Below are 25,772 nucleotides of genomic sequence, written 5' to 3' on the forward strand. Positions count from 1 at the left end.
TTATGGTGCAGGTCGTTGTTTGAGAGGATGCTTCAAAAGTGCTAAGTGACATTTAAAGTGTTCCCAAACTTCCAGTTTTTGGTCTTCAACGTGAGTGCCTGGTCGAGCGAATACTTTGTAAGCCAGGACGAGTTCGAAAGCTCTACTGTCTGGAGGATGGAAGGGGATAACGCAGAACATTCAGTACGCTTAAAGCACCCCCTAGTTAGTACCTTGCTCACCACGCAATACTGCTCGAAGTTGGACAACCGTAGCGGCTGCTAAGAGAATTAGTTCTCTACTTTTATGTAGTCTATTGGTTTTGTCGTCCAGCTTATTTGGAGAAGAATTAATGACACAAGGTTGGATTTCATCCTTGGTGCCTCCTGCCCTGTTCAGTATGATGTTGCCTTTGCACAGTCTGTTGGTGCTAGCACAAGCTCCGCCCGAAGAACCGTCTGGCGGATTTTTAGCAGCGATCGATGCCGTCTTTTCCCAGATTGTTGCTGTTTTAGACCGAATTCTGTTTGTCAGCATCGCTGGTGTACCGCTGGTGGTGCTATGGCTGATTGGGGGAGCCGTCTTTTTTACTATTCGGATGGGTTTTATTAATTTTCGTGCCTTTGGTCATGCAATTGACGTGGTGCGCGGAAAATACGATGACCCTTCAGAGCCAGGTGAGGTAACTCACTTTCAGGCATTATCAGCCGCTTTGTCCGCTACGGTTGGTTTAGGTAACATCGCTGGGGTGGCGATCGCTGTCAGTGTTGGGGGGCCAGGAGCTGTATTCTGGATGACGATCGCTGGTTTACTGGGTATGACCAGCAAATTCGTCGAATGCACGCTTGGCCTCAAGTACCGCATCGTTCGACCCGATGGAACGGTGGCTGGCGGGCCGATGTACTACCTATCAAAAGGCTTATCGGAACGGGGAATGCGCCCCCTGGGTCAGGGGTTAGCTGTTCTGTTTTCCATCCTCTGTATCGGTGGATCGCTCGGCGGGGGCAACATGTTTCAAGCCAACCAATCCTTTGTTGCGGTTGCTGAAGTCATACCCTTGTTGCAAGGTCGTGCCTGGCTCTATGGGCTGATTATGGCTGCTCTGGTGGCACTGGTGATCATCGGCGGCATTCGCCGCATTGGAGCGGTTGCCGGAGCGCTTGTCCCAGCCATGTGTTTCGTATATGTTGTGGCTTCCCTCTGGATCTTGTTAACCAACTTCACCGCTATCCCGGCTGCATTTGGCACCATTTTGGTCGGAGCCTTCTCACCCCAAGCGATGCAAGGAGGATTCATTGGGGTTTTGGTGCAAGGGGTCAGACGAGCCGCCTTCTCGAATGAGGCAGGTGTTGGCTCTGCGGCGATCGCCCATTCTGCGGCTCGCACCGATGAACCCGTGCGTGAAGGAATTGTTGCGCTTCTAGAACCATTTATTGATACAGTCGTGATCTGTAATATGACAGCCCTCGTCATTGTGATCACTGGCGTTTACAACACAGCAAGCGAGGGAGTAGACGGGGTTCAGCTTACCCTCAACGCTTTCTCTAGCGTTATCAGTTGGTTTCCACTGATTCTGGCACTGTCGGTGCTGCTCTTCGCCTTTTCTACTATCATTTCCTGGAGTTACTACGGAGAGCAAAGCTGGGGATACCTGTTCGGACGAAACACCACGCTGGCCTACAAAGTGCTGTTTGTGTCTGCTGTGTTCGTTGGAGCAGTGGTAAATTTGGGAGCCGTTCTCGATTTTAGCGACATGATGATCCTATCGATGGCATTCCCTAACATGTTAGGTGGATTTATCCTCTCCAATCAGGTCGCTGCCGATCTAAAAGACTATATGTCTCGCCTGCAATCTGGACAGATGCAGCCAGAAGCCCAACGGGCAAAGGAAACAACGACGTTCTAAACTACAAAGCGCTACTAGCGTGGACATCTTGCAAGGTGGTCGCTGTGGCAAGTCTGGTTTGGAACCCAACAAAAAAACCTGTAAGGGCATTGCAAGCAATGCCCTTATTGTCATTTCAACTCTAAATATAGAGCCAAAAACATGGAGCTAACGGCTCTAGCTATATTGCTCGCCCGATCGCGACGTTGTATCAAGATTAAAGAGCATATTCAGCGTTTCCATAGCCTTGCGCCGCGCTTCAATATCTTGCTGCGCTCTCAGTTGTACCATCGGATCGTGCAAAATTTTGTTCACAATGCCTCTGGTCAACGCTTCAATGATTTCTTGATGCTTTTCAGCAAACTCTGCACCCAGACGCGATAGCGCTTTTTCCAGCTCTTGTTCTCGAATGGATTCAACCTTGTCGCGCAGACAGCTAATGGTAGAAACGGTATCGAGCGATCGCCACCAAATATCAAAAGCTTCTACTTCTTCTTCTAAGAGAACTTCAGCCTCCATCGCCATCTTGCGACGGCTCTCCTGGTTTTGTGCCACTACCGCTTTCAAGTCATCCACATTAAAGGCTTGCACGTTCGATAACTCATTCACATCAGCATCAACGTTGCGGGGCACAGAAATATCAAACAGCATCAGGGAGTTATGAGGTTCCAATATCGACTCTAGCTTGGCGCGATCAAGCAACGGTTCGGTTGCTGCCGTTGCTGTAAAGGCGAGGTCGGATGCTGCAAGCACAGACATCATGTCGGCCAGCGTATAAAGCTGTAAATTAACGTCCTTGAACTGGTTAGCTAACTCCTGAGCACCTGCTTGCGAACGATTGATGACCGAAATCTGAGTAGCGCCCTTAGAAAGCAGGTGTTGCACGACCAGCCTGGACATTTTGCCAGCACCCACCACCGCAACCCGACAGGCCGCCAGGTTTTGAACTTTGATCTGAGCTAATTCAACCGCAGCAGAACTAATTGAAACGGCACCTGTACCAATACTGGTTTCGGTACGTACTCGCTTACCTGCCGTAAGCGCCTGCTTGAATAAACGGTTTAAGATACGTCCAACGCCGTTATGCTGCTGGCAAATCTTGTGGGTATGCTTTACCTGTGCCAGAATTTGTCCTTCCCCAAGCACCAGGCTATCTAATCCAGCGGCCACTCGCATCAGGTGAGTCACTGCATCTTCATGCAACAGCATAAATAGATATTGGCGCAAATAATTTAGCGGCAGTTTGCCATACTCCGAGAGAAATTGAGTGACTTCTCGGATACCGTACTCTGTCTCGCTAGTGACAATGTAAATTTCTAGCCGATTACAGGTACTTAGAATTGCCGCTTCTTCAATGTGAGGATAGCTACACAGGTGGGCAAGTGCTGCTTCTGTCTGTGGAGTTGAGATACTTAGCTTTTCTCGCACTTCCACTGGCGCTGTCTTGTGGCTCAGACCAATAACGGCAATATTCATCCTTCCTCCCAAAGTTTTATCACCTTGCTAGCAGATGGAGCGATCGCAACTCAATCGAATCGTTCGCAACTCGATCAACAATCGGCTAGCTTAATATCCAACCAGGTTTTCGTAATGTAAACGGCTGCATGAGTACCGATAGCAGTTACAAGAAAGTCTATCAATTTCAAGTACCCAACAGTGATGCGGAGAGCAAACCGATTACGATTCGCACTCTAAATTTTTGTAAATTAAAGTGGTCTGTCTGGATCCATCTGAATGTTTCCGTGTGTGAACATCCTGACAACAGCATTTAATCGGATTGAAACAGAAGTGAGGTGGCGTTGCTTGTAAACGTCTTCCTGAATAAGAGAATCAGGGCACGAGGTGTGCCCTGACGGTTTAGTTTAGGTTATTTCAACTGGATGTACTGAGGCTGATCGACCATATGAATGGTGTCTACAAACCGAGCCGTACCAGACTGATTAGAAATGACCAGGCTTTCTGTTCGGGCGCCCCCGTGGAAAAACCGTACTCCTTCCATCAGCGTGCCTGAGGTAATGCCACAGGCCGCAAAGAGCAAGGTTTTGCCCGATGCCAGTTCATTGGAGTTGTAGACGCGGTTGGGATCGTCAATCCCCATAGACTTGAGCCGCTCTAGATTGCTCTCTTTGCTTTCGCCAATTAACCCGGTCTTAACCACTTCTGGGTCATAGATGAGCTGACCCTGGAAGTGTCCTCCCAAACATTCCATTGCAGCCGCGGAAATTACGCCTTCAGGCGCAGCCCCAATTCCCATCAGGGCATGGATGTTGGTGCCAGCAAAGGCGCAGGAAATCGCTGCGGATACGTCTCCATCGCTAATCAACTTGACTCTAGCCCCTGCGTCCCGAATTTCCTGAATCAGTTCGTTGTGGCGTTCGCGTTTCATCACCACTACCACCAGTTCTTCGATCGCTCGGTCGAGGCATTCTGCGAGAATTTTTAGGTTCTCGGTGGCTGATTTGTTAATATCAACCTTTCCTTTGGCCGCTGGCGGTGCTGCCAGTTTTTTCATATAAAAATCGGGCGCAGCAAATAGCCCGCCCTTTTCTGAGATAGCCAGTACTGCCATAGAACCGGGTTGTCCATACGCCACTAAGTTGGTTCCTTCGCAGGGGTCAACCGCAATGTCGATTTCAACCAGCTCTTCAGGGTTACAGTACTGGGCAGCATCCTCTCGGGTGCAGATCCCAACCTCTTCACCGATGTAGAGCATCGGGGCATCATCCCGTTCTCCTTCACCGATGACAATACGGCCACGCATGTGGATTTTGTTCATCCGCTCGCGCATTGCCTCTACTGCTACCTGGTCAGCAGTGTTCTTCTCACCCTTACCCATCCAACGAGCGGAAGCAATGGCTGCTTGCTCTACAACCTCAATAATTTCTAAACCGAGCGTACTCTCCACCAGTAACGTCCTCCCAACTGCTGATTTTGCGTCGTTTTGAGGATGGAGCCTCAGTCTAAAAGTCTACCAGACTAGGGAGATACGCTTGAAGACAGACTGAAGCTTAAACTGTGTGAAGTTTCGTATCAGATGCTGGTTCCTACCATGGACTGCTTCAACAGTTTGAGACCCTTCTTGACCCGACGAGAAACGGTGACAGCGCTAATTCCGAGCCGCTCTGCGGTTTCTTTTTGGGTTAAGTCATACAGAAACACAAACTCCAGGACTTCGCGGGTTCGCTTTTCGAGCTGGACTAACGCTTGCTGAAGACGGAGTTGGTCTTCCTGGGCTAGCTGAAAGCTGTGGTACTGATTATCGGGAACTAGGTCACCCAGCGATGTAGACCCCTCCTCTTCGTCCCGCATTGGGGCATCTAGGCTCAAAGGGGCACGGTTGCGGTAGGCCAACTTGATGTCTTGCCATTCGCTTGGGGAAATTTGCAGAGCGGCGGCGACTTCTGCATCCGTTGGTGGACGGTTGAGCTGTGTTTGAAGCGATCGCACGACTCCAGCCGCCTGATGCTGCAAAGCCTGCCAGCGACGGGGAATGCGAACGGCTGAGCCTTTATCGCGCAGATAGTGCTGAATCTCGCCTCGGATGTAGGGAATAGCAAAAGAACTAAAGGCGTGCCCTTTCGACATGTCGAACCGTTCAATGGCTCGAATCAACCCTAAACTTCCAACTTGAAGTAAATCTTCGTAGCTCTCTGTACATTGATTGACCCAATGATGGGCTTCTTTTCTGACAAGACCCAGATTCAGTTGTACGAGCCGATTACGAATCTCAGCAGCGGGAGAATTTTGATACTCCCGCAACAGTTGCAAGCTCTCGCTCTTCAATTCGTTGGTGATCAAAGTATCCATGACGAGGTTCAGGTAGGTTGCGTAGTGTCCAGCGGGCGCTGAGCCGTTTGAACGAGGTTTGAAATTGCCCTGCCTTTGAGTCACCTAACATGGGTTCAACCACAGAATGTGGTGATAAGGGATACACACGCTGATTCATGGTAGTGAGACCAGTCTGAACGTAGAACGGCGAGAGGTAGAATTGTTCTCGGGTTTGCGAGGTTCAGTTGGCGGCAGTTTTTCCGGATTCGCAAGTTAAATTTATTGATTTACTAGGCATGGGAACAACTGCATTTCCACTGAACCTAAACGGAGTCTAGCCGGAGGTAAGGGATGAGAACAGACTTGAGTTTTAGCAATCGCGATCGGCAAAAGAGCTTGCTGCTTGAGATGGTGTTGAGGGATGGAGCCAATAGTTGTTCATGTTGTCTCAAGGAATTTACGGAGAGAAAAGCCCTAGAGAAGCTTACCTAACTCTGGGATTTCAAAAAAGTCTGTTTTCAGACAGCAGGGCCTAATTTTGGCTAAAGGCACAAAAATTAAGAAAGCCACAGAATAGACGTTTCAAAAATTATTGCAATGGTGTTCTCTGCTGAGTTATGCAGTTAGCGAATGGGTGGAAACCGTTTCTGTTTGAAACCATAAGGCATGGGAGCGCTCTGTGCAATCTAGAACTGATGCACTAAACCATAGAAAAGAAAAAAGGGGCTAATTAGCCCCTTTGCTATCAACTTAGTTTTAGAAGCGTTAACCAAGCTCGCTGCAACAATAACGTTCGACGAGGTTGCCCCACTTATGCAGGTTCGACTCGTCCATAGAATAACCCACGCACTTTGACATCGACTGGTGCAGCTGTACCCATATCTGTATCAGAAGGTTGGACACTTTCGAAGGTGCCAGCAATTTCACCTGTAACATTGTCAACCTTGGCAATTCGCAAAGAAATGGAGCCAGTACCCACATCAAAGCTCTTGATGTTTTCACGGCGCAGTTCTTCGCTGTCGGCTCGGCTCGGTAAGGCAACGGCATTATCGTAGCCCGTCGCTAATCCGCGTCCCTTGGGGTCGAGGAAGTTTGATGTTCGGTAAGACGGTACTTTAAACTTGCCCTCGAAATCAGTAGAAGTATTGATGCTTTCTAAGGGGTTTTGCGTTTTTGCCGTCAACCCTTTGACGGTGAACAAGAAGGGAACCTGCTCTCCGCCGGGGAGTTGAACGGTGATCGCTTGAAAGTCGAAGCCGTCTTCTTCAAGGAACGTCAGGCTCCCATCCGATGCAAACTGCAATTGACCCTGGATCTGATCAAGGGTGGTGGTGTAGCGTGTTAGCGGCTTACCTGAAACAAATTCTGCGGATTGGCGCTTGTTTGCAGGCTCTTCTTTAACAAAAAAAGCGGTTGGTTCTAAACATAAACCTTTCAAGACGTAGGACTGGTCACGATCGAGTGCGATCGCACCCCGGCTAGTTTCTCCTAACTGGGGACAAGTGTTAGCTAAACCAGTACCTCTAACTTGCTCATAGGTGAGGGGACCGCTTGCAGTGGATGAACCTTCGCTGCAAGCAGTTAGCACACCTAGGCAAAGTGCTAGGAATGCAACGAGTAAAGCGCGATACCTCATGGTCAACCTCAAATATTTGGAGTAAAAATCCCTAACAGTGTCATCTTAAAACCAAGATTCGACCCATCAGATGCCAGCATTCTGACTGCACGGTTAAATCTTGTGGAAAGTGTGGAGTGGTGAAGGATGGGTAGAGTTGGTAGATTCAAATCAGTCAGGTGTAACTGATGCTACACGCTAACCTGGCGTTCTACTTACAGGTTTGAAAACGTACAAAGCTGTTTGACAACTCAGTGACTAACACTTTTAAGCGCACAACTCCACGAAATTAGAACAGCCTAGAATGGCTTAGTTGTATGGATCTCATCAGATCACATAGAGCATTTTACAAGACCTTGTAGCCTTTATTGAGGCTTGCAATGTAATTTACATCGACTTAGAGCAAGATATTATCGTTAGCAGATTCACATAAAAGGCGGTGTCTGCCGACGTGAGACGGGTACCCTAAGGGCTATAGCCTTCTGTTTAATACAGTTAATGCAGTGCAGATGAAAATTCTGGTGGTCGAGGATCAGGAATTTGTTCGAGAAGGAATCCTTGAAATTCTACGATTAGAGCATTTTCAGGTTTTGGGGGCTGAGAATGGTCAAGTGGGTGTTCGGCTAGCCCGAGAATGGCAGCCTGATGTCATTCTTTGTGATGTAGTCATGCCTGAACTCGATGGGCATGGCGTTTTGGCGGTGCTGCGCCAAACGCCGGAAACGGCGACCATTCCGTTTATTTTTTTGACGGCCAAGGGCGGGAAGGGGGCTTTGCGTCACGGGATGACGCTGGGAGCAGATGATTATTTGACTAAACCCTTTACGAAGGCTGAGTTGTTGGAGTCGATCGCCACTCAGTGGGGCAAACGCGCTGCTATTGAGCAGCAGACCCAACGAAAGCTTGACGATTTGCGAAACAGTATTGCTTTCTCGTTGCCGCACGAACTGCATACTCCATTGGCTGGCATCATTGGCCTGTCGGAGCTGATGATGGCAGACTATGGCTCAATTCCGGTCGCTGAAGGGGTTGAGATGTTGCAGTCTATTCATACCTCGGCTGAGGTGCTGTATCGTCTGACTCAAAATTTTTTACTTTATGCCGAGCTGGAACTGATAGCAGCAAATCCAGACCGAACGGCATCCTGGCGCTGCCATTATGACTGGGTGAGTGTTAACAATGTGCTGAGCAACACGGCTCGGCACATTGCTAAAAAAGCTGGACGAGAGGGTGATCTTCATCTCAAGCTCCAGAACGCCAAGATTCAAATCGCCGAAAATCAATTTAACAAGATTGCCGAAGAGCTGATTGGCAATGCGTTTAAGTTTTCAATGCATGGCACCCCGGTGGTCGTGATCACTCATGTGGGTCAAAGCGCTTTTAAGCTGTGTGTGGTGAATTGGGGGCGTGGATTCTCACAGGAGCAAATTGCCAGCGTTGGAGCCTACATGCAGTTTGAACGGAAGCTGTATGAGCAGCAAGGGTCTGGTTTAGGACTTGTAATTGCCAGACGGTTGGCGGAGTTGTATGGGGGGAATTTGACGATCGAAAGTATTCCAAATCGACAAACAACGGTTAGCGTGACGTTGCCGTTGTAAGCGGTTGTGAGCGGTTGTGAGCTGCTGTTTACAGCTTTGATTCTGCAATGTGCTCGGTTTCAGCGGCGGCGGCTAATAGCCATTCCTGCATTGCTGGCAGTGCCACCATTGCCTCAACATAGGCTTGTGAGCACTCATCTAGCTGAACGCCATAGGTGATAAAACGAGAAACAACGGGCGCATACATTGCATCTGCGATGGTGAATTGTCCAAACAAAAAATCACCTGTGTTGCCGAACTGATGGCGGCAGTCGCGCCAGATCGTCGTAATTCGCTCGATATTTTCCGATACGCCTGGTTTCAGACCCTGCCCCGGTCGGCGAGCGCGACAATCCATTGGCATGTGTTGTCGTAGGGGGGCAAATCCAGCGTGCATCTCAGCGCTAACGGCACGGGCGATCGCTCGTGCTGTTCGATTGGTGGGGAGGAGATGGCGATCGGGTCGCTGCTCTGCAATATATTCGCAGATGGCGATCGATTCCCAAATAACCAGGGAGCCGTGGCGGAGGACAGGCACTTTACCGGAAGGAGATTGCTGTAATAAGCGGTTGCGGGTGTCGGGTTGGTCCAGCAGAATTCGCAGTTCGTTGAACTCGATATCGGCTTGCTTCAGGGCAAGCCACGCCCGCAAAGACCAGGATGAATAGTTTTTGTTGCCAATGACGAGGGTGAATTCAGCCATAACGATACGCTTTAAATAAGCGTTTAAGGAACTGGAACATTGGGCAGCAGGTTGGTAAAACGACGGTGAAGGTTCTCAGGACGGATGGAATTGGCAAAGTGAGCTGGTATAAGTAGAGGAACTGTTGTTTAGAGGGCTGGAAGGATGAACCTGCCGACCTGGATTACGTTTTCTCGGTTGTTGGGCGTTCCTATACTGCTCTATTTACTGTCTCACCCAACGGAGACAGTTCGCTGGATTAGCGTCGTTATCTTTTTAATTGCTGCTGGGACAGACTGGGTAGATGGTTATTTAGCACGACGGTTAGACCAGGTGACGGATCTAGGAAAATTTCTGGATCCATTAGTGGATAAGCTGTTGGTTTTGGCTCCATTGCTGGTGTTAATTGAGTTGGGTCAAGTTCCAGCCTGGGGGGTATTTTTGATTTTAGCTAGAGAATTAACGATCGCTGGTTGGCGGGTAAGCCAGACCAAAATTTCTGGGGCGAATATCTGGGGCAAGCTAAAAACGGTGAGCCAAATTGTTGCGATCGCCCTTCTTATTGCTCCTCTGCCTGAACAATGGATTGGGGTGGCTTTGACAGCGTTCTGGATTTCGGTAGGGTTCACCCTAATATCGGGTGCAATCTATTTGCTGCCACCCAAACAGCCTCAACCTGCCTCATAGGTTATAAACACGGGTGCTAGATGGTTGTTCTTTTCCAAGTGACTCGGCGACCATGAAAAAATTCCTCTGCGTTAGCAGAGGAATTTTAGGTAACGGCCAGTGTCTGGGGCTACAACTGCTTTACCTCAGAAACAAGCTGATCTACCACATCTCTAGCGCTGCCAAATAGCATCATCGTTTTGTCTTTATAGAACAGCTCATTCTCCACACCGGAGAAGCCAGCGTTCATGCCTCGTTTGATCACGATGGTATTGCGTGCGCGGTCTACCTCCAAAATGGGCATTCCATAAATCGGGCTGTTGGTATCGTGGCGAGCCGCAGGGTTAACCACATCGTTGGCACCAATGACCAGCGCTACATCTGTGCGTTCAAACTCAGGGTTGATGTCTTCCATGTCGTGAAGCTGGGTATAGGGCACATTTGCTTCTGCCAGCAGCACGTTCATATGTCCGGGCATTCGCCCAGCCACAGGGTGAATTGCGTATCGAACTTCAACGCCCATCTTTTCGAGCTGATCGGCTAACTCCCGAACACTGTGCTGTGCTTGAGCAACCGCCATTCCATATCCTGGAATAATTACAACCGATCGCGCATAGCCCAGCATCATTGCGCCTTCTTCAGAGCCGATCGATCGCACCACTTGATCTGATCTCGTTCCGGTAATAGCATCACCGCTGGTGATAGCTCCACCAAATGCGCCAAACAACACGTTTGTTAGCGGGCGGTTCATGGCCTTGCACATGATCTGCGTCAAAATCAGGCCGGATGCTCCGACTAAGGCTCCTGCAATGATGAGCATGTTGTTCATCAACACAAATCCGGCAGCGCTGGCCGCCAAACCGGAGAAGGAATTCAACATTGAAATCACCACAGGCATGTCTGCACCGCCAATTGGCAACACAAACAGCGCACCAAGCAACAGAGAAATGCCCACTAATGCCAAAAACACAGGGGGGCTTTCTGGAGAAACGATCATGTAAGCGCTACCCGCCAAAAAGCCAACCAGCAACAGAATATTAAAGGGTTGCTGTAGCGGAAACGTAACGGGTGTTCCTTTTACCCAGCCTTGCAACTTGGCGAAGGCAAGCAAACTGCCTGTCAGGGTGACACCACCGATTAGAACTCCCAAAATCATGGTGATGGTGGCATCCAACGGCACTTCGGCTCCAGGCATACTGAGAAGCCGCCAGAACTCACCTACGGCTACCAATGCCGATGCAGCACCACCCAGGCCGTTGAGCAAGCCGACCATTTGCGGCATGTCAGTCATTTCAACTTTTTGGGCAACGATCGCCCCAATCAGTGATCCGATGATGATTCCAATTAAAATCATCTGGTAATTCAGTACGGACTGGTTGAGCAGCGTAGCCACTACTGCAAACAGCATCCCCACAGCGGCGATTGTATTTCCCTGACGGGCAGTAGCGGGGGAACCTAATTTTTTCAGACCTAAGATGAACAGCGAGGCTGCAAGCAGATACGTCAACTCAATCCCGGTTGGCAAAATATTGCTCATGCCTTCACCTCTTTCTTCTTAAACATTTGCAGCATCCGATCCGTTACTAAAAAACCGCCGACCACGTTAATCGTTGCGAATACAACTGCGACCAGCCCTAAAATGACCGTGATATTCCACTCTTTTGATCCGGCAATGAGCATAGCACCCACTACCGCAATGCCAGAAATGGCATTTGCACCCGACATGAGGGGAGTGTGCAGCGTCGGCGGTACTTTGTTAATCAGTTCAAATCCCACAAACGACGCTAAAACAAAGACGACTAAACCGGTCAGCAATGCTGCTTCCATGAACGCTCCTTCAGCGTAAGTTGAGTGTTAAATACTAATGAGCCTGCCTCACAGCAGACGTTGGCAGGAGAAGCGAGCCATCAATCTGGTGGCATTCCCAACTCCACCAACATCAGGAACTTGGGACTTGCTCCGCCACTAAGGCATCCTTAACTCGCTGGTTCCGAATTTCGCCATTGTGAGTGACACAAGCGCTGTTGATGATGTCGTCGTCGAAGTTGAGCTGCAATGCGCCATCCTTCAAGAGATGTTGCACCAGGGTTAGCAGGTTTTTGGCATACATCTGGCTGGCGTGAATGGGCATCGATGATGGCAGGTTGATTGGACCAATAATGGTTACACCGTTGTACTGTACGTCTTTACCTGGCTCGGTGCAGGCGCAGTTTCCACCTTGCTCGGCAGCTAAATCAACGATTAACGAACCGGGTTTCATCTGTGCCACCATTTCTTCGGTGACGAGGATGGGTGCCTTTTTGCCGGGAACCTGAGCCGTAGTAATAACCACATCGGCTTGCTTGATGTGCTCGGTTACGACTTCGCGCGATCGCTGCTTGGCTGCTTCCGAAACCTCTTTGGCATATCCACCGGCAGCTACCGTATCTTCATCAAGCGTTACTTCTACAAACTTTGCACCTAAACTCTGGACTTCTTCTTTAACGGCTGGACGAATATCGAAGGCTTCAACCACTGCCCCCAGCCGACGAGCTGTAGCGATCGCCTGTAGGCCAGCCACCCCTGCCCCCATAACAAACACCTTAGCTGGTGGCATCGTTCCGGCGGCTGTGGTTAGCATGGGGAAAAACTTGGGTAAAGCCGCCGCTGCAATCAGCGTCGCCTTGTAGCCAGCCACCCCCGCCTGTGACGAAAGCGCATCCATGCTTTGCGCTCGACTGGTGCGTGGAATCATCTCGATACTGAACGCAGTAACCTGCCGCTCGGCCAGTGCTTGAATCGATGTGGGGTTGCCAAGTGGGTTCAAGAAGCTAATTAAAACGGCTCCCTCTTTGAGAAAATTGACTTCCGGTTGCCCATCTTCACGCGTTTGGGGTGGGTTCACTTTTAACAGAATGTCTGCACTGCCCCACAGGTGGGCGGAATCAGCAATGACCTCGGCTCCTGCGGCGACATAGGCTTCATCAGGGAAAGAAGCCCGTTCTCCGGCTCCAGCCTCAACTAAGACCTCTACACCCTGCTTTACCAGGCGGGAAACCACATCAGGAACCAGAGCAACGCGACTCTCTCCGACCTCAATTTCTTTAGCAACCGCTATCTTCATGCTTGTCCTTCCATTAACTTCTAACTGATTTCTAACTGACTTCAACTCAACTGCACCGCGACCAAATTTAACCAGCCCAAGCCAGGTAGCGAAGGTTGAATTGAGTTTCACCTACCCTATCTTTCTTGGCTCTTAATCGGTTTTGCATCAATTGCAGCAACCATTCTCAGTAGCCGTACTGTTTAACGAATGGCGATCGCCCCAACTCAAGCGTAGTGTGACGCAAATCAACTCCTGTGAAGCATTGCATAGCCAGCAAGCTTAAATTCTGTAATGAGATGCAGTGAATAGTTTGAGAATCTCTAAGCAAAATAGTCTTGAAGCTAGTTTGTTGGCAGTTGCGAACTGAAACAGGCTTAGGATTCTGGTTAACGCGGATGAGATGGTTCCTATAAGGGCGTAACATTCGGCAGATAACCCTTGAAACACTAGAAATATTGCCCGTCGCTTGCTTGCCGCAGGATATGCTGCGCCCCTACAGGTGTTGGGCTACAAACTAGACTTTTACTTTTAAAGCATCCTCTTCGAGGGTGTCTGAGAATGGCTCAACATTCTAAATTAGCCCCCTAAATCCCCCAAAATTGGGGGACTTTGAAACAGAATTGATTCGGAAGTCCCCAAAACTGGGGGATTAGGGGGCGGTTCGAGTTGGAGCTTAGCACTTTTAAGACATCCTCTTAGAATCCAACCGTTGATCCTGTGCTTGAGTGATGGGTCACTTCGCATCCTATGTGAACTCGCAATCTTCTGGCCATATCTTCAGCTTGTTTTTACAGATGGGTGAAAATCTCTAACCACCTTGCTGGGGTCAGCTTTATATTTCTTCAGGATTTAACCACTCGATCCACCCGGTTTCTAAGTGTATGCAGTTGAGTCTGGTCTTAAGCTTAAGGATTCCAGTGGGCGGCTTGCTGCCATTTTAGCGATCGCAAATTAGCAGGCTACATTCTGCCTCACCTCACCATCCATCTAAGTAATCGGCTGACTCTTTTTGACGCACTTCCAATGCCACCGAGATTAACGTTCAGCCAGAACATAATCCGTGCAACTGCATGTACCTAATGATTAATTAACAAGTTATGCCAGAGATCGTCCACTCGGCATTACAATCACACACATTTAGTAAACCATTGAAATCTTTAGAATACGATTTAAGACGATAGTGAATGGCTCTGGTGGGTGGGGTTGCTTCCCTTTAACGTCCAAACATGCTCGACGCGGCGGCTGTTTGAATGCACCGTTACTTTGTATTTCCTAATAAAAACTAACTGAATATTAGGAAGTTTGAAACGGATCAAATGTCTGCTGTAAGGACGTAACATTCGGCAGATCGTCCTTGGAAACAGACCCAGAAGTTATTGTTCGTCGCTTTTTCCCGCAGCATATAGCCTCCGCAATCGGAGGCTATATGCTGTTTGGTCGCCACCGTGCATAGTCTGGCCTTCCTGGCGCTTGGTCAAAGACAGCAAGCACTGGATGGCACTTTTCCAGGTGTCGTTGCGTCAAGCCAGTAAATAATCAGCCAATACTGCTAGAGTCAGTAGTGGCTGAGTTACTTAACTTAACTCAGTAGATATTGTGTCAGGTTTAAAGCGTATGGCTATCAAAAAACCGTCAGCGCGCCGCTTGTTCTCGGCCATAGCCCTTTCCAGTTGTTTGGTGACTGGCTTAGCTGCTGTCAGTCTGGCACAGGGCTTGCCAGGGCTAACGATTTTCAGCGGTGTTGATCGAGAGTACCAGTTAGGCTATCGGTTAGATTACGAAGGTAGAACGAATTTCCGCGATCGCTACCGTCTTCGAATTCCTGCCGACAAAATGGATTTAGCCGTTGCTCGCTTTGCAGTCAGCTATCCCGATACGTTTGCAGGACAGTTCGATACCGACAGAATTGAAATTCGAGTCGGAGGCAACAGCGTTCCACTGGACGAAGTCAATTGGGATGAAGAGAACCGACTGATCGAGATCTATCCACAAGAAGCGATTCCCGCCGGAAGACGCGTTGAGCTGGTGTTTTCAAATGTGCGAAATCCTCGCCGTCCAGGAACGCATTACTTCAATGCGCTCGTGCAGTCTCCTGGAGACGTTCCACTGCTGCGATACATCGGCACCTGGATCATTCAAATCGGTCGGAACTAAGCTCTCAACGGGGCAAGTTTTTCTATTGCCAACAGGATGTCTCATCATCCTGTTGGCTCTGTCTTGCTTAACCTGATTTCCTGTTGTTCACTGTTTGTGCGATCGGGTCACCGTCGTAGCGGAAGCTCTGTTCCTCAAGAAATGGTATGATTGTAAACCGTGGCTTTTGCAATTCACAGAATAACGGAGTGATTCCTTATGACTAAGCGTACATTGGGTGGTACCGTCCGCAAGCGGAAGCGAACATCGGGCTTTCGTGCCAGAATGCGAACAGCAACTGGGCGACGGGTGATCAGGGCTAGGCGAAAGAAGGGTCGGGCGCGGCTAGCCGTTTGAGTGCCGCTTCCCCTATGCGGCTTCAGCAGTTCATAGCCGGAACCTGATGTGGCTTTGCCTAAAATGCATCGGCTCAAGCGCCGACACGAGTTTAGTGCTGTCTATCAGTCTGGCTTACGTCGCTCTACTCCTCATTTAACACTGAGAGCCTTGCAACATGCTGGGGCGGCCATTCCACGGGCTGGCTCCTCAGAGGTCTATCAAGGCCGATCAGAGACGCAACAAGCCACTCAAATCGGAATTTCAATCAGCCAAAAAGTCAGCAAGCGAGCAGTCGTTCGCAACCGCATTCGCCGCCAAATTCAAGCGGCTTTTTGGGAGCTTTTACCCCAAGTGTTATCGGGCTGGAGCCTCGTTGTCGTTGTTCGACCTAGCGCAACTCAGTGCGATTATTGGCAAATTCTGCAAGAATTGAAGCAGTTGTTGATGGACGCTGAGGTATTGGATGGCCATTAAAGAAGAGGTTTATTTTGAAGGTGGGCCTCATGTTGGCGATTTGATCGTCAACATCCTTTTAGGATTTACTGTCATTTGCTTGCCTCTTACGGTTGGTGCTGTTGTCAGGGCATTGTGGCTGCGCTATCGAATTAGCGATCGCCGTATCTCTGTTACTGGTGGTTGGCTGGGGCGCGAGCGCACTGATGTCATTTACTCAGAAGTCGCCAAAATTGTTACTGTTCCTCGTGGATTGGGTTCCTGGGGAGATATGGTTATTACTTTAAAAGATGGCAGTCGGTTAGAACTCAGAGCGTTGCCTCGCTTTCGTGAAGTTTACGATTACATCAACGCAAAGCTTTCGGCACGAGCGCAGCAAGCCAGTGGCCCTCTGGGTAATCAGTAAACGTACGAGGGTACCTAGGGGAATGGGTTCTTCCCCTATACTGGTTAACTGGGCAACTGGTAGGTTTAATTCCTGGCAAGGACACGGCTAGTTTAGTGGTCTAGTCGGGGCGACTTGATGCGTCGGTTACTTGCAGACTGGCTGATATCGGATAGATTAGATTCAGAAAAACGCAGAGTACGTAGGTTGACATAGCGCATGGATTTCGGTGTTGGGTTTCTTTCTAACAATGTAATGCTGCCGATCCTAGATTTTTTCTATGGGATCGTGCCGAGCTATGGTCTAGCCATCGTAGCTCTGACTTTGGTTATTCGATTTGCTTTATATCCCCTCAGTGCTGGTTCAATCCGTAGCATGAGGCGGATGAAGGTAGCTCAGCCTGTCATGCAGAAGCGCGTCAAGGAAATTCAAGAGCGCTATAAGGACGAACCTGCCAAACAGCAGGAGGAAATGAGCAAGGTTTACAAGGAGTTTGGCAACCCGTTGGCTGGCTGTTTGCCCGTCCTTTTGCAAATGCCGATTCTGTTTGCCCTGTTTGCAACCCTTAGAGGTTCGCCGTTCTCGGACGTAAACTACACCTTCAACCTTCAGGTTCTGCCGCAAGAACAGATCGAGCAGATTCAGCCTAAGGCATTTTTGACAAAGCCGCAAAATATCTATGTTGCTGATGGTATTCATGCTCCGGTAGTGGCTTTGCTTCCGGGAGGCAACCGCTTAGCCGTCGGTGAAAAGACGAGCCTGGAATTTCAGACGGCTTCGGGTAAGCCGTTTAGCGCTTTGGCTCAGGAGTACCCTGAGACGAACCTCTCGCCCGTTTGGAAGGTTACCAAAGGTGAAGATCGCATTCAGCTAAACCCGGATGGCACAATAGAAGCTCTACAGCCCGGTGATGTCACCATTCAAGGAACTGTTCCAGGTTTAGCTGCAAACAAAGGATTTTTGTTTATTAGTGCCCTGGGTCGGGTGGGTGCCTTCAACGAGGATGGTAGCCTCAACTGGGATATCTTTGGTATGGTGCTGTTTTTTGGCATCAGCCTTTATGTCAACCAACTGCTTTCTGGTCAGGGAGCTAGCGCTAACCCACAGCAAGCCACTATCAATAAGCTCACTCCGGTTTTGTTCTCTGGGATGTTTCTTTTCTTCCCTCTGCCGGCTGGGGTGCTGATGTACATGGTAATTGCTAACATCTTCCAGACTTTGCAAACGTTTATTCTGTCGCGTGAACCGCTGCCAGAGAACCTGCAAAAGATCATGGATTCTGAGGAGAAGAAGACCGATGATAGTAGTGGTCGAGAGGCGCTACCGTTTGAGCCAGGGCGAGCCAAAAAGAAAGCATAGCTTCATTTTCGGATTGATTCTCAACTGATACACTTTGAAATGCTTGTTGCTGCTGCTGGCGGCACAAGCATTTTGCTTTAGCTGTTGTTATTCTCGCTTTGCCATGAACGAAAATCAAATCCAACGTGGTCAACAATGGTTAGGTGAGTTGCTGCATCTAGCAGGAGTCAAGGCGAGTATTGAAGCAGACACCGCTCGCCTCGAGTCGGAGGGGAGCTGTTGGCTGATTATCAACGCTGAGTCTCTCAGCCCAGAACAGGTTCAGATGGTAACTGGCTCGAAGGGCACGGTTTTAGATGCTATTCAGTACCTGGCTAACACAACACTCAATCTTGGGCAACCCGAACAAGATCAGCAAGCCTACACGGTTGAACTAGACGGCTACCGGGCGCGTCGGCAGGCCGAGTTACAGGCGATGGCCGAAGCCGCCGCTCAGCAGGTTCGTGACACCGGGCAAGAATTTGAAATGATGGATCTTTCTGCCGCAGAACGTCGTCAAATCCACACTTTTTTGCAAGCGTTTGAGGATTTAGAAACCTATAGCCGTGGTCGAGAACCCGATCGCCGTCTGGTTGTGAAACGAGCATCGGATGCACCAGACTCAATCTAGTTTCCCAAACGGTTGATCGCTGGAACCCTGAAGCCTCCGTTCAGATCGAGGCGATCGCGATTAGACTGGGATAGGTAGAATTAATCCTACCCGCATGATTAAACGTAGCCTGTAGCAGGTTAGAGAGGCGCACCTATGGAAGCCATTTACATTCCGCAGCTAGCCAAAGCGCCTGAGCAAACAGAAACAGTTGATATTCAAGACTATTTGCCAGGTTTAGAAACATTAACTCCCGTTCAGGGGCAGGTACGAGTCGTTCACCGAGGAAACTATCTAGAGGTGAGTGGGCAGGCCGAGACGATCGTGACGTTGACCTGCGATCGCTGCCTTCAGCAATATAACCATCGGTTAGCGCTAGAAGCCTCAGAGTTAATTTGGCTGGAGGAGGAGGTTGAAGAGACCGATGAAACCCTAGCAGAACGTGAAGTTGCATTCGCCGATTTAGTAGAAAACCTGTCGCCCAATGGATACTTTCATCCAGGGGAATGGTTGTATGAACAACTGTGTCTAGAAATTCCGCAACGTCAACTTTGCAGTCAACAGTGTTCTGGAATTCAACCCCAAGATGACCAGACCACATCTCCACTGGTTGATCGACGGTGGGCTTCTCTCGAAGCATTAAAGGGCAATCTTTTGAACTAAGGTAAGAATTGCTGCTAACACCGCAGCGGTTGGCAGCAATCTTCTGGTTTGCCAGCGTCGCTCTAGTATGGGTCTGAAAACGGCATGAGTTTTAGCGAAGAGTTTGAACTATTACTGCGGGCACGGTATCCAATCGTTTATATTCCAACACGGGAAGAGGAGCGAGTGGAAGCGGCGATCGCCCATTCTGCTAGGCAGCAGGGTAATCGTAGCGTTTATATCTGGGATTTTGTAGATGGATATCAAGGAAATCCTAACGATGCTGGATTTGGCAAACGCAATCCGCTCCAGGCTCTAGAACTGGTTGAAAAGCTACCGTCGTCTGTTGCTGCTGTCTTTGTGCTACGAGACTTCCATCGGTTTTTGGATGACATTGCCGTTGCCCGCAAACTCAAAAATTTAGCGCGGCTGTTGAAGTCTCAACCCAAAAATATTGTCTTAGTATCATCTCAATTATCAATTCCAGATGACCTGAGTGAGGTTTTAACGATTCTCGAATTTCCTCTGCCCAGCACGGTTGAGATCAAAACAGAGTTAAAACAACTGCTGCTGTCAATCAACCAAACTCTGGAAGGGAGGGTGCTTGATGAGTTTGTGAGTTCTTGCCAGGGGCTTTCTCTCGACCGGATTCGGCGTGTTTTAGGGCGAGCGATCGCGGCTCATGGCTCACTCCAACCCGATGACGTTGAGATGATCCTGGAAGAGAAGCGACAAACCATCCGTCAGACGCAAATTCTTGACTTTTATCCAACCGCTGAACGAATTTCTGACATTGGTGGCTTAGATAATCTGAAGGATTGGTTACTGCGGCGGGGTGGCGCGTTTTCTGAACGAGCCAGACAATATGGCCTGCCGCATCCCCGTGGGTTATTGCTGGTTGGCATTCAAGGCACAGGCAAGTCTTTGACCGCTAAAGCGATCGCTCACCACTGGCATTTGCCCCTGCTGCGCTTAGATGTAGGCCGATTATTCGCTGGGTTAGTTGGAGAATCGGAATCACGGACACGGCAGATGATTCAGTTAGCAGAGGCGCTGGCTCCCTGTATTCTGTGGATTGATGAAATCGACAAAGCCTTTGGCGGCTTGGATGGAAGAGGCGACTCTGGTACCACGAGCCGTGTGTTTGGCACGTTTATCACTTGGCTGGCCGAAAAATCCTCTCCGGTGTTTGTAGTGGCAACGGCGAACAATATTCAGGCGTTGCCTCCCGAAATGCTGAGGCGTGGACGGTTTGATGAGCTGTTTTTTGTTGGGTTGCCTACTCAGGAAGAGCGAAAAGCCATTTTCTCGGTTCATCTCTCCCGGTTGCGGCCTCATAATCTCCAAAGTTATGACTTTGACCGCTTAGCCTACGAAACCCCAGATTTTTCTGGAGCCGAAATCGAGCAAATTTTGGTTGAGGCAATGCACATTGGGTTCAGCCAAAATCGAGACTTCACCACCGAAGACGTGGTAGAAGCGGCGAGCCAAATTATTCCTTTAGCCCGAACGGCTCAAGAGCAAATTCAGTTTTTGCAAGAATGGGCTGCTTCTGGGAAAGCACGTATGGCCTCTCGACAGGGCAGTTTAAGTAGTCGTATTCAACATCAGTCATTGTAATGAGTTGGTCTGGGCTTACAAAATTCTTGCTTGGGTTCACGCTAGCGATCGCGCTACTGTTTTTTACTGGCGCTAGCATAACGCGTTATCTGATTACTCGCTTAACGACACCACCACCAAAGCCAATCTTTGCTAACGACAACCCGGCTGACATCGAACCCTCTCCGGTGGCCAGCCAGTCTCCGGCAGAGCCAGTTGAACCTAGTCCTGCGGCCACTCCATCCCCCTCGCCTTCACCCTCCCCTGATGAACCCGGCGCGTATCAAGCCCGTGTGACTCAACCGATTGGGTTGGTGATTCGTCAAGATCCAAATCGCGACGCAGAGCAGATCGGCGGAGTTGAGTACGAGCAAGAACTTACGGTGTTAAGTGAAAGCTCTGACGGAGAGTGGCTACGCGTTCGCCTATCTGGCAGCGGCGTGGAAGGTTGGGTGAGAGCGGGCAACACGGAACGGGCAGAGTGATAGGTTGTGCAGGAGTGAATCAATTGGAAAATTTGGTCATTTGACCTGTCTACAATGCTGGTACAGCGAACGGCTTGACGATCGCAAGTTAAGATAATTGTCCGTTCTTGAAACTTAATTACAAGTTGATGGCGATCGCGTCAACCGGAAAAGCCAGAGTGGTAGGTTGAGTGCTAGTTCACAGAGTATTAAAAACTCAACCTTAATTAAGATGTACGACAGAAATTCTAAAAAAGATTGGCTCAGTGCAGCAGTTACAGCGGCCTTGGGCGCAGGGGTCGTCACCTCTTTTGCCGTTAGCCAGGGTCAAAACCCGATCTTAGCTTTAGGAATTACAGCTTTTGCCGTTAGTGCAGCCTTAATAATTGATCATTTCGTCTGACCCCAGCGTTGCGCGATCGGCCTTACGACCTATCAGATCTCGTTCCATATTTAATGTTTGTTTAGCCAGTTCTTCAAACGGGGAACTGGTTTAACTATTAAGGGCGAGATTAGAGGCGAGACAGCGTATCCAATACCGATTGCAACCCTTCTCAGGGCTACGGTTATGGGGGTTGGCCGATAGGTGAATTGCTTGGTTTCAGCAACGGTTAACGATCTCTAACCGTCATCTGTACCGATCGCAATTTAATTTGGTATAAAAACGTTACTGGTGTTCAAACGCCGGAATTTAGGAAACTCTGTCTCCTGGCAGCTAGGCTGACTAGCTTGAAATGCAATAGAATACCTGGCTGAAGAGTATAATCTTGAGCCAGGTTTATCCATTAGAGGCATGACAAAACGCTTATGGAAGTTTTCGGCACTCTGTATCGTAACTCGACCCCACACACTCCGACCCTGGTCAGCAAAAATCATCTCCTTGCAGCAGGCGGTGGGCGTTTGCGCCATTTGAGCGATCGCTTATCACCCAAGGTCGCTATCTGTCTGCTATCCATTGCTATCGGTTCTACTCTGTGGAGTGCAGCCAGTACGGCCACAACCCTGATGACCACTGAAACCCCAGCAGAACTTCCTGTCTTAATCAGTCAATCGTTTGATGGGGGTAGTTCTATTGGGTTACAGCTAGGCGACAGTGGCGATAGTGTTGCCACCTTGCAACAACAACTGGCGAATGCTGGATATTACACCGGCAGCATTGATGGCGATTTTGGTCCCCAAACTGAAGCGGCTGTGATTCGCTTTCAACAGGCTAGTGGCCTAGTTGCTGATGGAATTGTTGGCCCTGCTACAGATGCTGCTCTCAGAAATGCGGCTAGTGCCCCCGCCTCACCCGTTGCTCAAACTCCTGTCCCTAACGATAGTGGCTTTCTTCAGCTAGATTCTGCTGGAGAACGGGTTGCCAATCTGCAAACCCGCCTACGCGATATTGGTTACTACAACGACACGATCACAGGCGTTTTTGGCCCTCAAACTGAAGCGGCTGTGATTCGCTTCCAGCAAGCAAATGGGCTGGCTGCTGATGGAATTGTTGGTCCCAGTACTGAGGCAGCGCTAAACAGCGTCAGTGTGGCTGCTCCTCCCCAAGTAACGGTACCTCCCATTCAAACCCCGCCTCCCGTACAGACGGTTCCTCCACCGGTCGTGGTGCAGCCCGCTCCGTCCCCGGTGGCTCAAGCGGAACTGGGTTCTGTAGAAGGACGATTTAGCGTTATTGAACTGCAAAGACGGTTACAGGCACGAGGCTTCAATCCTGGCCCAGTAGATGGGGTATTTGGGGCACAAACTCGGTCGGCGATCGCTGAAGCACAACGCGCCTATGGATTGACCCAAGCCGACATTCTGAACGGACGCTTTTAAGCAGCGCTAGTTGCACGCTAGTTGCTGAGCACGGAGTTAATTAAAGCGGCAACAAAGACCGCTGGCATGCCGGACAAATCGCGTGAATCGTTAGCTGGCAATCGAGTAGATGATACCCTTCCTTTTGAGCCGTTTTGGTACCCGTCTTCAAAATCGTGTCGTTTTTAAACTCAATCGTCTTATTGCATCGCACGCATATTAAGTGGTGGTGATGATGAGGATGAGGCTGGTTCAGTTCATAATGCTTGTGCCCCTCTGCCAGCTCAAGCTCACGCAAAATCCCCATTCGTGCCATCAGCTTCAACGTCCGATAAATGGTGGATAAGCTGATGTTTTCTCCTTCGCCAGACAAGTGGTTGTAGAGGTCTTCTGCGCTGAGGTGGTTTCCTTTCGGCAGGTTTTGAAAAACCTGCAAAATGGTTTCCCGTTGGGGCGTTAATCGCCATCCTCGCTCGTTTAGCTCTGCCTTAAGTGCCACTGTTGTATAGGATGCCATCTCAAATTCTCAATAATGCCTCTTTAATGAGAATCATACACAATCAATTCAGGATTTGCAAGAAAATGAACTTGTTGAGAATAATTGCGATGCAGAAGTAAGGAGCGATCGCCCCGCGCTCAGTCGCTCGACTTTGCAGATTGCTTGAACTTGCTAATTCAACCGATGGCGATCTCAACAGCGCTCGAATGGTTGTTTGCTACGAACAACGTAGCTAATCAACACAAAGGACAGCCCTGTGGGCTGCCCCTGTATTGTGTGTTGAGCGTATAAGCTACATGAAATTAAGACAGCGTTTCCAGGTAATCGCGAACGCGATTGCGTCGCTTGGGCTGCCGAAGTTTCTGAAGGGCTTTGGCTTCAATTTGACGAACTCGCTCTCTAGATAAGTCTAAAGCGCGACCAATTTCAGCCAGCGAGTAAGGTTGACCATCACCCAGCCCAAACCGCATTTGGATCACATCTCGCTCTCGACTGGTGAGGTCGGTCAGAAGTTGCTGTAAGTCTCGGTGCAGCGCTTCCCGCATCAGCATTTCCTCAGGCGAAATGCCGTCTGTTTCCAGCAAATCTCCTAGTTCGGTATCTCGCTCTTTGCCAACCTTTGTTTCCAACGAAACAGCACGTGGAACTCGCAACAGTACCTCTCTAACTTGAGGTGCCGTCATTTCTAGTTCAGATGCAATATCCTCAATCGTGGGTGTGCGTCCTTTTTCTTGAGAGATTTTGCGCTGCGCCTTCTTAATTTTGTTGAGCTTCTCGGTGATATGAACCGGGAGACGAATCGTCCGGCTTTGAGTGGCGATCGCTCTTGTAATCCCCTGGCGGATCCACCAGTAAGCATAGGTGCTAAACCGATACCCTTTTGTAGGGTCAAATTTCTCAACCGCCCGTTCTAGCCCCAATGTTCCTTCTTGAATCAGATCTAGCAGTTCTAGACCTCGATTTTGATACTTTTTGGCGACGGAGACGACCAGGCGCAAATTCGCCTTGATCATGTGATCCTTGGCGGAGGTTCCTTCGGCCTGTATTTGTTCTAGCTCTTCTACCGCCAGATTTGCCAATTCGGCCCAACGACGTTTCCCGTTAGCCAAAATAGGCTTAAGGTCTAACAGTTCCACACCAGCCGCAGATGCCCACCGTTCTAAAGAAGGACGATGGCCTAAATTGGATGCCAGCCGGTCGTGCGCGTCAATAAGTTTGACATAATTTTGGGTTAGCTCATCCCCTTCATCGGCTGCCTGATGACACAGCTCAAGCAATCGCATGTAGCGCTGAACTTTTTGGGCTTCTGAAACTTCTTCATCTCGCCCAAGGAGACGAACTCGACCAATTTCTTGGAGATATAACCTCACCAAGTCAGTAGTACGCCGACCTGACCCTTTGCCCAAACTAGATGGATCGGAAGAGTCAAGATCAAGACTGACCAACTCTTCTGAGAGTTGTTCAAAGTCAAGATCAGCTTCATCCGCTCGAAATTGTATGGGATTAGGTGATTCGTCGTATTCGGCGTCAGCGTAAAAAGATTTTGCTGGCATAATGATTCGTCTCAATATCTCCAGGTAACAAGGGGGCCGTTCTACTACTGCTTTCCGCTAGTGTGCCCGATGTGCAGGACTAATTAACCAGGACTGAACAAGATCAGGTAGAGTTTCGCGGTCTAGAGTATCTTTACGGATTACTCAACTTTGTAAACTTCATTCGACGGCTCGAATCTACGTAGTCTGACGGAGGCGCATCGGGATCTACTTTAGCTATCAAGTAGATCAGTAAATGAGCGCCAATGAATTCAATATCTCTGGATCACCCTGACTTCACTTTCCAGAGAGGGAGTAGATACAGTTACTACCTGTTGACTTGTTCCAAACTAATTAGCCGAGTCTGGACAATTTCCAAATTATTTGGGCAATTGAAATGAACACTTAACTTGGCAATGGAGCAACAGGGGAGACATCAACAGTGAATGATTATAAGTCAGTCAATACGACAGACTACAACACATTTAACGGCAATTCCCAAGCATTTTGTTTAATTGTTAGGGCTTTTACGTCAAGCTGCGGTGAAGATTGGATGAATCTTAAGTTGTGCCCTATGCCGTTCTGGCCGCGAAACTAGCACTAGCGGCGGAATAGGGCTAGTGCTACAGCAGAATGTCATCACTCCGTTGCGGTACAGGAGCAGTGTTAGTTCATAAAGTTGAAGGGATGAGGTGTTGCTTCAAACTACAGCAGCCAGCCACTC

At 49.3% G+C, this 25,772-nt stretch carries 23 protein-coding genes; 13 read left to right on the top strand and 10 right to left on the bottom strand.

The features are described 5' to 3' along the window. Positions 1–331: 331 nt before the first annotated feature. A complete protein-coding gene (locus IQ268_RS03145) occupies positions 332–1,885 on the top strand; it encodes a sodium:alanine symporter family protein (RefSeq protein WP_193875485.1) in 1,554 nt (517 codons plus the stop codon). Between the two features lie 156 nt (positions 1,886–2,041). Here IQ268_RS03145 and IQ268_RS03150 read toward each other — a convergent pair whose 3' ends face one another. From IQ268_RS03150 to IQ268_RS03165, 4 genes are all read right to left on the bottom strand, one after another. Next, the gene (locus IQ268_RS03150) at positions 2,042–3,340 is read right to left on the bottom strand and encodes a glutamyl-tRNA reductase (protein WP_193875487.1); all 1,299 of its coding nucleotides are present in this window, start codon (positions 3,338–3,340) and stop codon (positions 2,042–2,044) included. Between the two features lie 391 nt (positions 3,341–3,731). Continuing rightward, the gene (gene glpX / locus IQ268_RS03155) at positions 3,732–4,769 is read right to left on the bottom strand and encodes a class II fructose-bisphosphatase (protein WP_193875489.1); all 1,038 of its coding nucleotides are present in this window, start codon (positions 4,767–4,769) and stop codon (positions 3,732–3,734) included. 125 nt (positions 4,770–4,894) lie between these two features. Next, a complete protein-coding gene (locus IQ268_RS03160) occupies positions 4,895–5,671 on the bottom strand; it encodes an RNA polymerase sigma factor SigF (protein WP_193875491.1) in 777 nt (258 codons plus the stop codon). Between the two features lie 772 nt (positions 5,672–6,443). Then, positions 6,444–7,268, bottom strand: coding sequence for a photosystem II manganese-stabilizing polypeptide (locus tag IQ268_RS03165; RefSeq protein ID WP_193875493.1), 825 nt, complete (start codon positions 7,266–7,268; stop codon positions 6,444–6,446). Positions 7,269–7,756: 488 nt separating this feature from the next. Between IQ268_RS03165 and IQ268_RS03170 the strand changes: the two genes are divergently transcribed. After that, complete coding sequence (locus tag IQ268_RS03170; RefSeq protein ID WP_193875838.1) at positions 7,757–8,845, top strand: response regulator; 1,089 nt, start codon at positions 7,757–7,759, stop codon at positions 8,843–8,845. A gap of 28 nt (positions 8,846–8,873) precedes the next feature. On the opposite strand, the gene IQ268_RS03175 is transcribed toward IQ268_RS03170, so the two are convergent. Beyond that, complete coding sequence (locus IQ268_RS03175; protein ID WP_193875495.1) at positions 8,874–9,527, bottom strand: glutathione S-transferase family protein; 654 nt, start codon at positions 9,525–9,527, stop codon at positions 8,874–8,876. A gap of 144 nt (positions 9,528–9,671) precedes the next feature. Here IQ268_RS03175 and pgsA point away from each other — a divergent pair, with 144 nt between their 5' ends. Then, positions 9,672–10,193, top strand: a complete 522-nt coding sequence (gene pgsA, locus IQ268_RS03180; protein WP_193875497.1) for a CDP-diacylglycerol--glycerol-3-phosphate 3-phosphatidyltransferase — start codon at positions 9,672–9,674, stop codon at positions 10,191–10,193. A gap of 109 nt (positions 10,194–10,302) precedes the next feature. Here the strand turns inward: pgsA and IQ268_RS03185 are convergent, their stop codons facing one another. From IQ268_RS03185 to IQ268_RS03195, 3 genes are all read right to left on the bottom strand, one after another. Continuing rightward, positions 10,303–11,709 carry an NAD(P)(+) transhydrogenase (Re/Si-specific) subunit beta gene (locus IQ268_RS03185; protein WP_193875499.1) on the bottom strand — a complete coding sequence of 469 codons (1,407 nt, stop codon included), beginning with the start codon at positions 11,707–11,709 and terminating at the stop codon, positions 10,303–10,305. Next, positions 11,706–11,999, bottom strand: a complete 294-nt coding sequence (locus IQ268_RS03190) for an NAD(P) transhydrogenase subunit alpha (RefSeq protein WP_193875501.1) — start codon at positions 11,997–11,999, stop codon at positions 11,706–11,708. Before IQ268_RS03190 ends, IQ268_RS03185 begins: the two co-directional genes overlap by 4 nt. Positions 12,000–12,111: 112 nt before the next feature. Next, positions 12,112–13,275 (bottom strand): Re/Si-specific NAD(P)(+) transhydrogenase subunit alpha, encoded by a 1,164-nt coding sequence (locus IQ268_RS03195; protein ID WP_193875503.1) that lies wholly within the window; start codon positions 13,273–13,275, stop codon positions 12,112–12,114. A gap of 1,596 nt (positions 13,276–14,871) precedes the next feature. Between IQ268_RS03195 and IQ268_RS03200 the strand changes: the two genes are divergently transcribed. From IQ268_RS03200 to IQ268_RS33220, 10 genes are all read left to right on the top strand, one after another. Next, positions 14,872–15,411, top strand: coding sequence for a DUF2808 domain-containing protein (locus IQ268_RS03200; protein WP_193875505.1), 540 nt, complete (start codon positions 14,872–14,874; stop codon positions 15,409–15,411). Positions 15,412–15,609: 198 nt separating this feature from the next. Then, on the top strand, positions 15,610–15,747 hold the full coding sequence (rpmH, locus tag IQ268_RS03205; RefSeq protein WP_193875507.1) for a 50S ribosomal protein L34: 138 nt from the start codon (positions 15,610–15,612) through the stop codon (positions 15,745–15,747). 48 nt (positions 15,748–15,795) lie between these two features. After that, complete coding sequence (gene rnpA, locus IQ268_RS03210; RefSeq protein ID WP_193875508.1) at positions 15,796–16,203, top strand: ribonuclease P protein component; 408 nt, start codon at positions 15,796–15,798, stop codon at positions 16,201–16,203. Continuing rightward, the gene (locus IQ268_RS03215) at positions 16,193–16,588 is read left to right on the top strand and encodes a PH domain-containing protein (protein WP_193875510.1); all 396 of its coding nucleotides are present in this window, start codon (positions 16,193–16,195) and stop codon (positions 16,586–16,588) included. Before rnpA ends, IQ268_RS03215 begins: the two co-directional genes overlap by 11 nt. A gap of 198 nt (positions 16,589–16,786) precedes the next feature. Further along, complete coding sequence (gene yidC, locus IQ268_RS03220; RefSeq protein ID WP_193875512.1) at positions 16,787–17,926, top strand: membrane protein insertase YidC; 1,140 nt, start codon at positions 16,787–16,789, stop codon at positions 17,924–17,926. 103 nt (positions 17,927–18,029) lie between these two features. Continuing rightward, positions 18,030–18,536: a R3H domain-containing nucleic acid-binding protein gene (locus IQ268_RS03225; protein WP_193875514.1), complete on the top strand. Its 507-nt coding sequence runs from the start codon at positions 18,030–18,032 to the stop codon at positions 18,534–18,536. A gap of 135 nt (positions 18,537–18,671) precedes the next feature. Next, the gene (locus IQ268_RS03230; protein ID WP_193875516.1) at positions 18,672–19,178 is read left to right on the top strand and encodes a DUF177 domain-containing protein; all 507 of its coding nucleotides are present in this window, start codon (positions 18,672–18,674) and stop codon (positions 19,176–19,178) included. Between the two features lie 84 nt (positions 19,179–19,262). After that, positions 19,263–20,777: an AAA family ATPase gene (locus IQ268_RS03235; protein WP_193875518.1), complete on the top strand. Its 1,515-nt coding sequence runs from the start codon at positions 19,263–19,265 to the stop codon at positions 20,775–20,777. Next, complete coding sequence (locus IQ268_RS03240; RefSeq protein ID WP_193875520.1) at positions 20,777–21,241, top strand: SH3 domain-containing protein; 465 nt, start codon at positions 20,777–20,779, stop codon at positions 21,239–21,241. The genes IQ268_RS03235 and IQ268_RS03240 overlap by 1 nt, the downstream gene beginning before the upstream one ends. Before the next feature lie 786 nt (positions 21,242–22,027). Continuing rightward, positions 22,028–23,038 carry a peptidoglycan-binding protein gene (locus IQ268_RS33220; RefSeq protein ID WP_193875522.1) on the top strand — a complete coding sequence of 337 codons (1,011 nt, stop codon included), beginning with the start codon at positions 22,028–22,030 and terminating at the stop codon, positions 23,036–23,038. A 40-nt stretch (positions 23,039–23,078) separates the two neighbouring features. On the opposite strand, the gene IQ268_RS03250 is transcribed toward IQ268_RS33220, so the two are convergent. Continuing rightward, a complete protein-coding gene (locus tag IQ268_RS03250) occupies positions 23,079–23,534 on the bottom strand; it encodes a transcriptional repressor (protein ID WP_193875524.1) in 456 nt (151 codons plus the stop codon). A gap of 284 nt (positions 23,535–23,818) precedes the next feature. Continuing rightward, the gene (sigC, locus tag IQ268_RS03255; protein ID WP_193875526.1) at positions 23,819–25,069 is read right to left on the bottom strand and encodes an RNA polymerase sigma factor SigC; all 1,251 of its coding nucleotides are present in this window, start codon (positions 25,067–25,069) and stop codon (positions 23,819–23,821) included. Positions 25,070–25,772: the final 703 nt, after the last annotated feature.

This window comes from Oculatella sp. LEGE 06141, assembly GCF_015207605.1.
Classification (GTDB): domain Bacteria; phylum Cyanobacteriota; class Cyanobacteriia; order Elainellales; family Elainellaceae; genus Oculatella.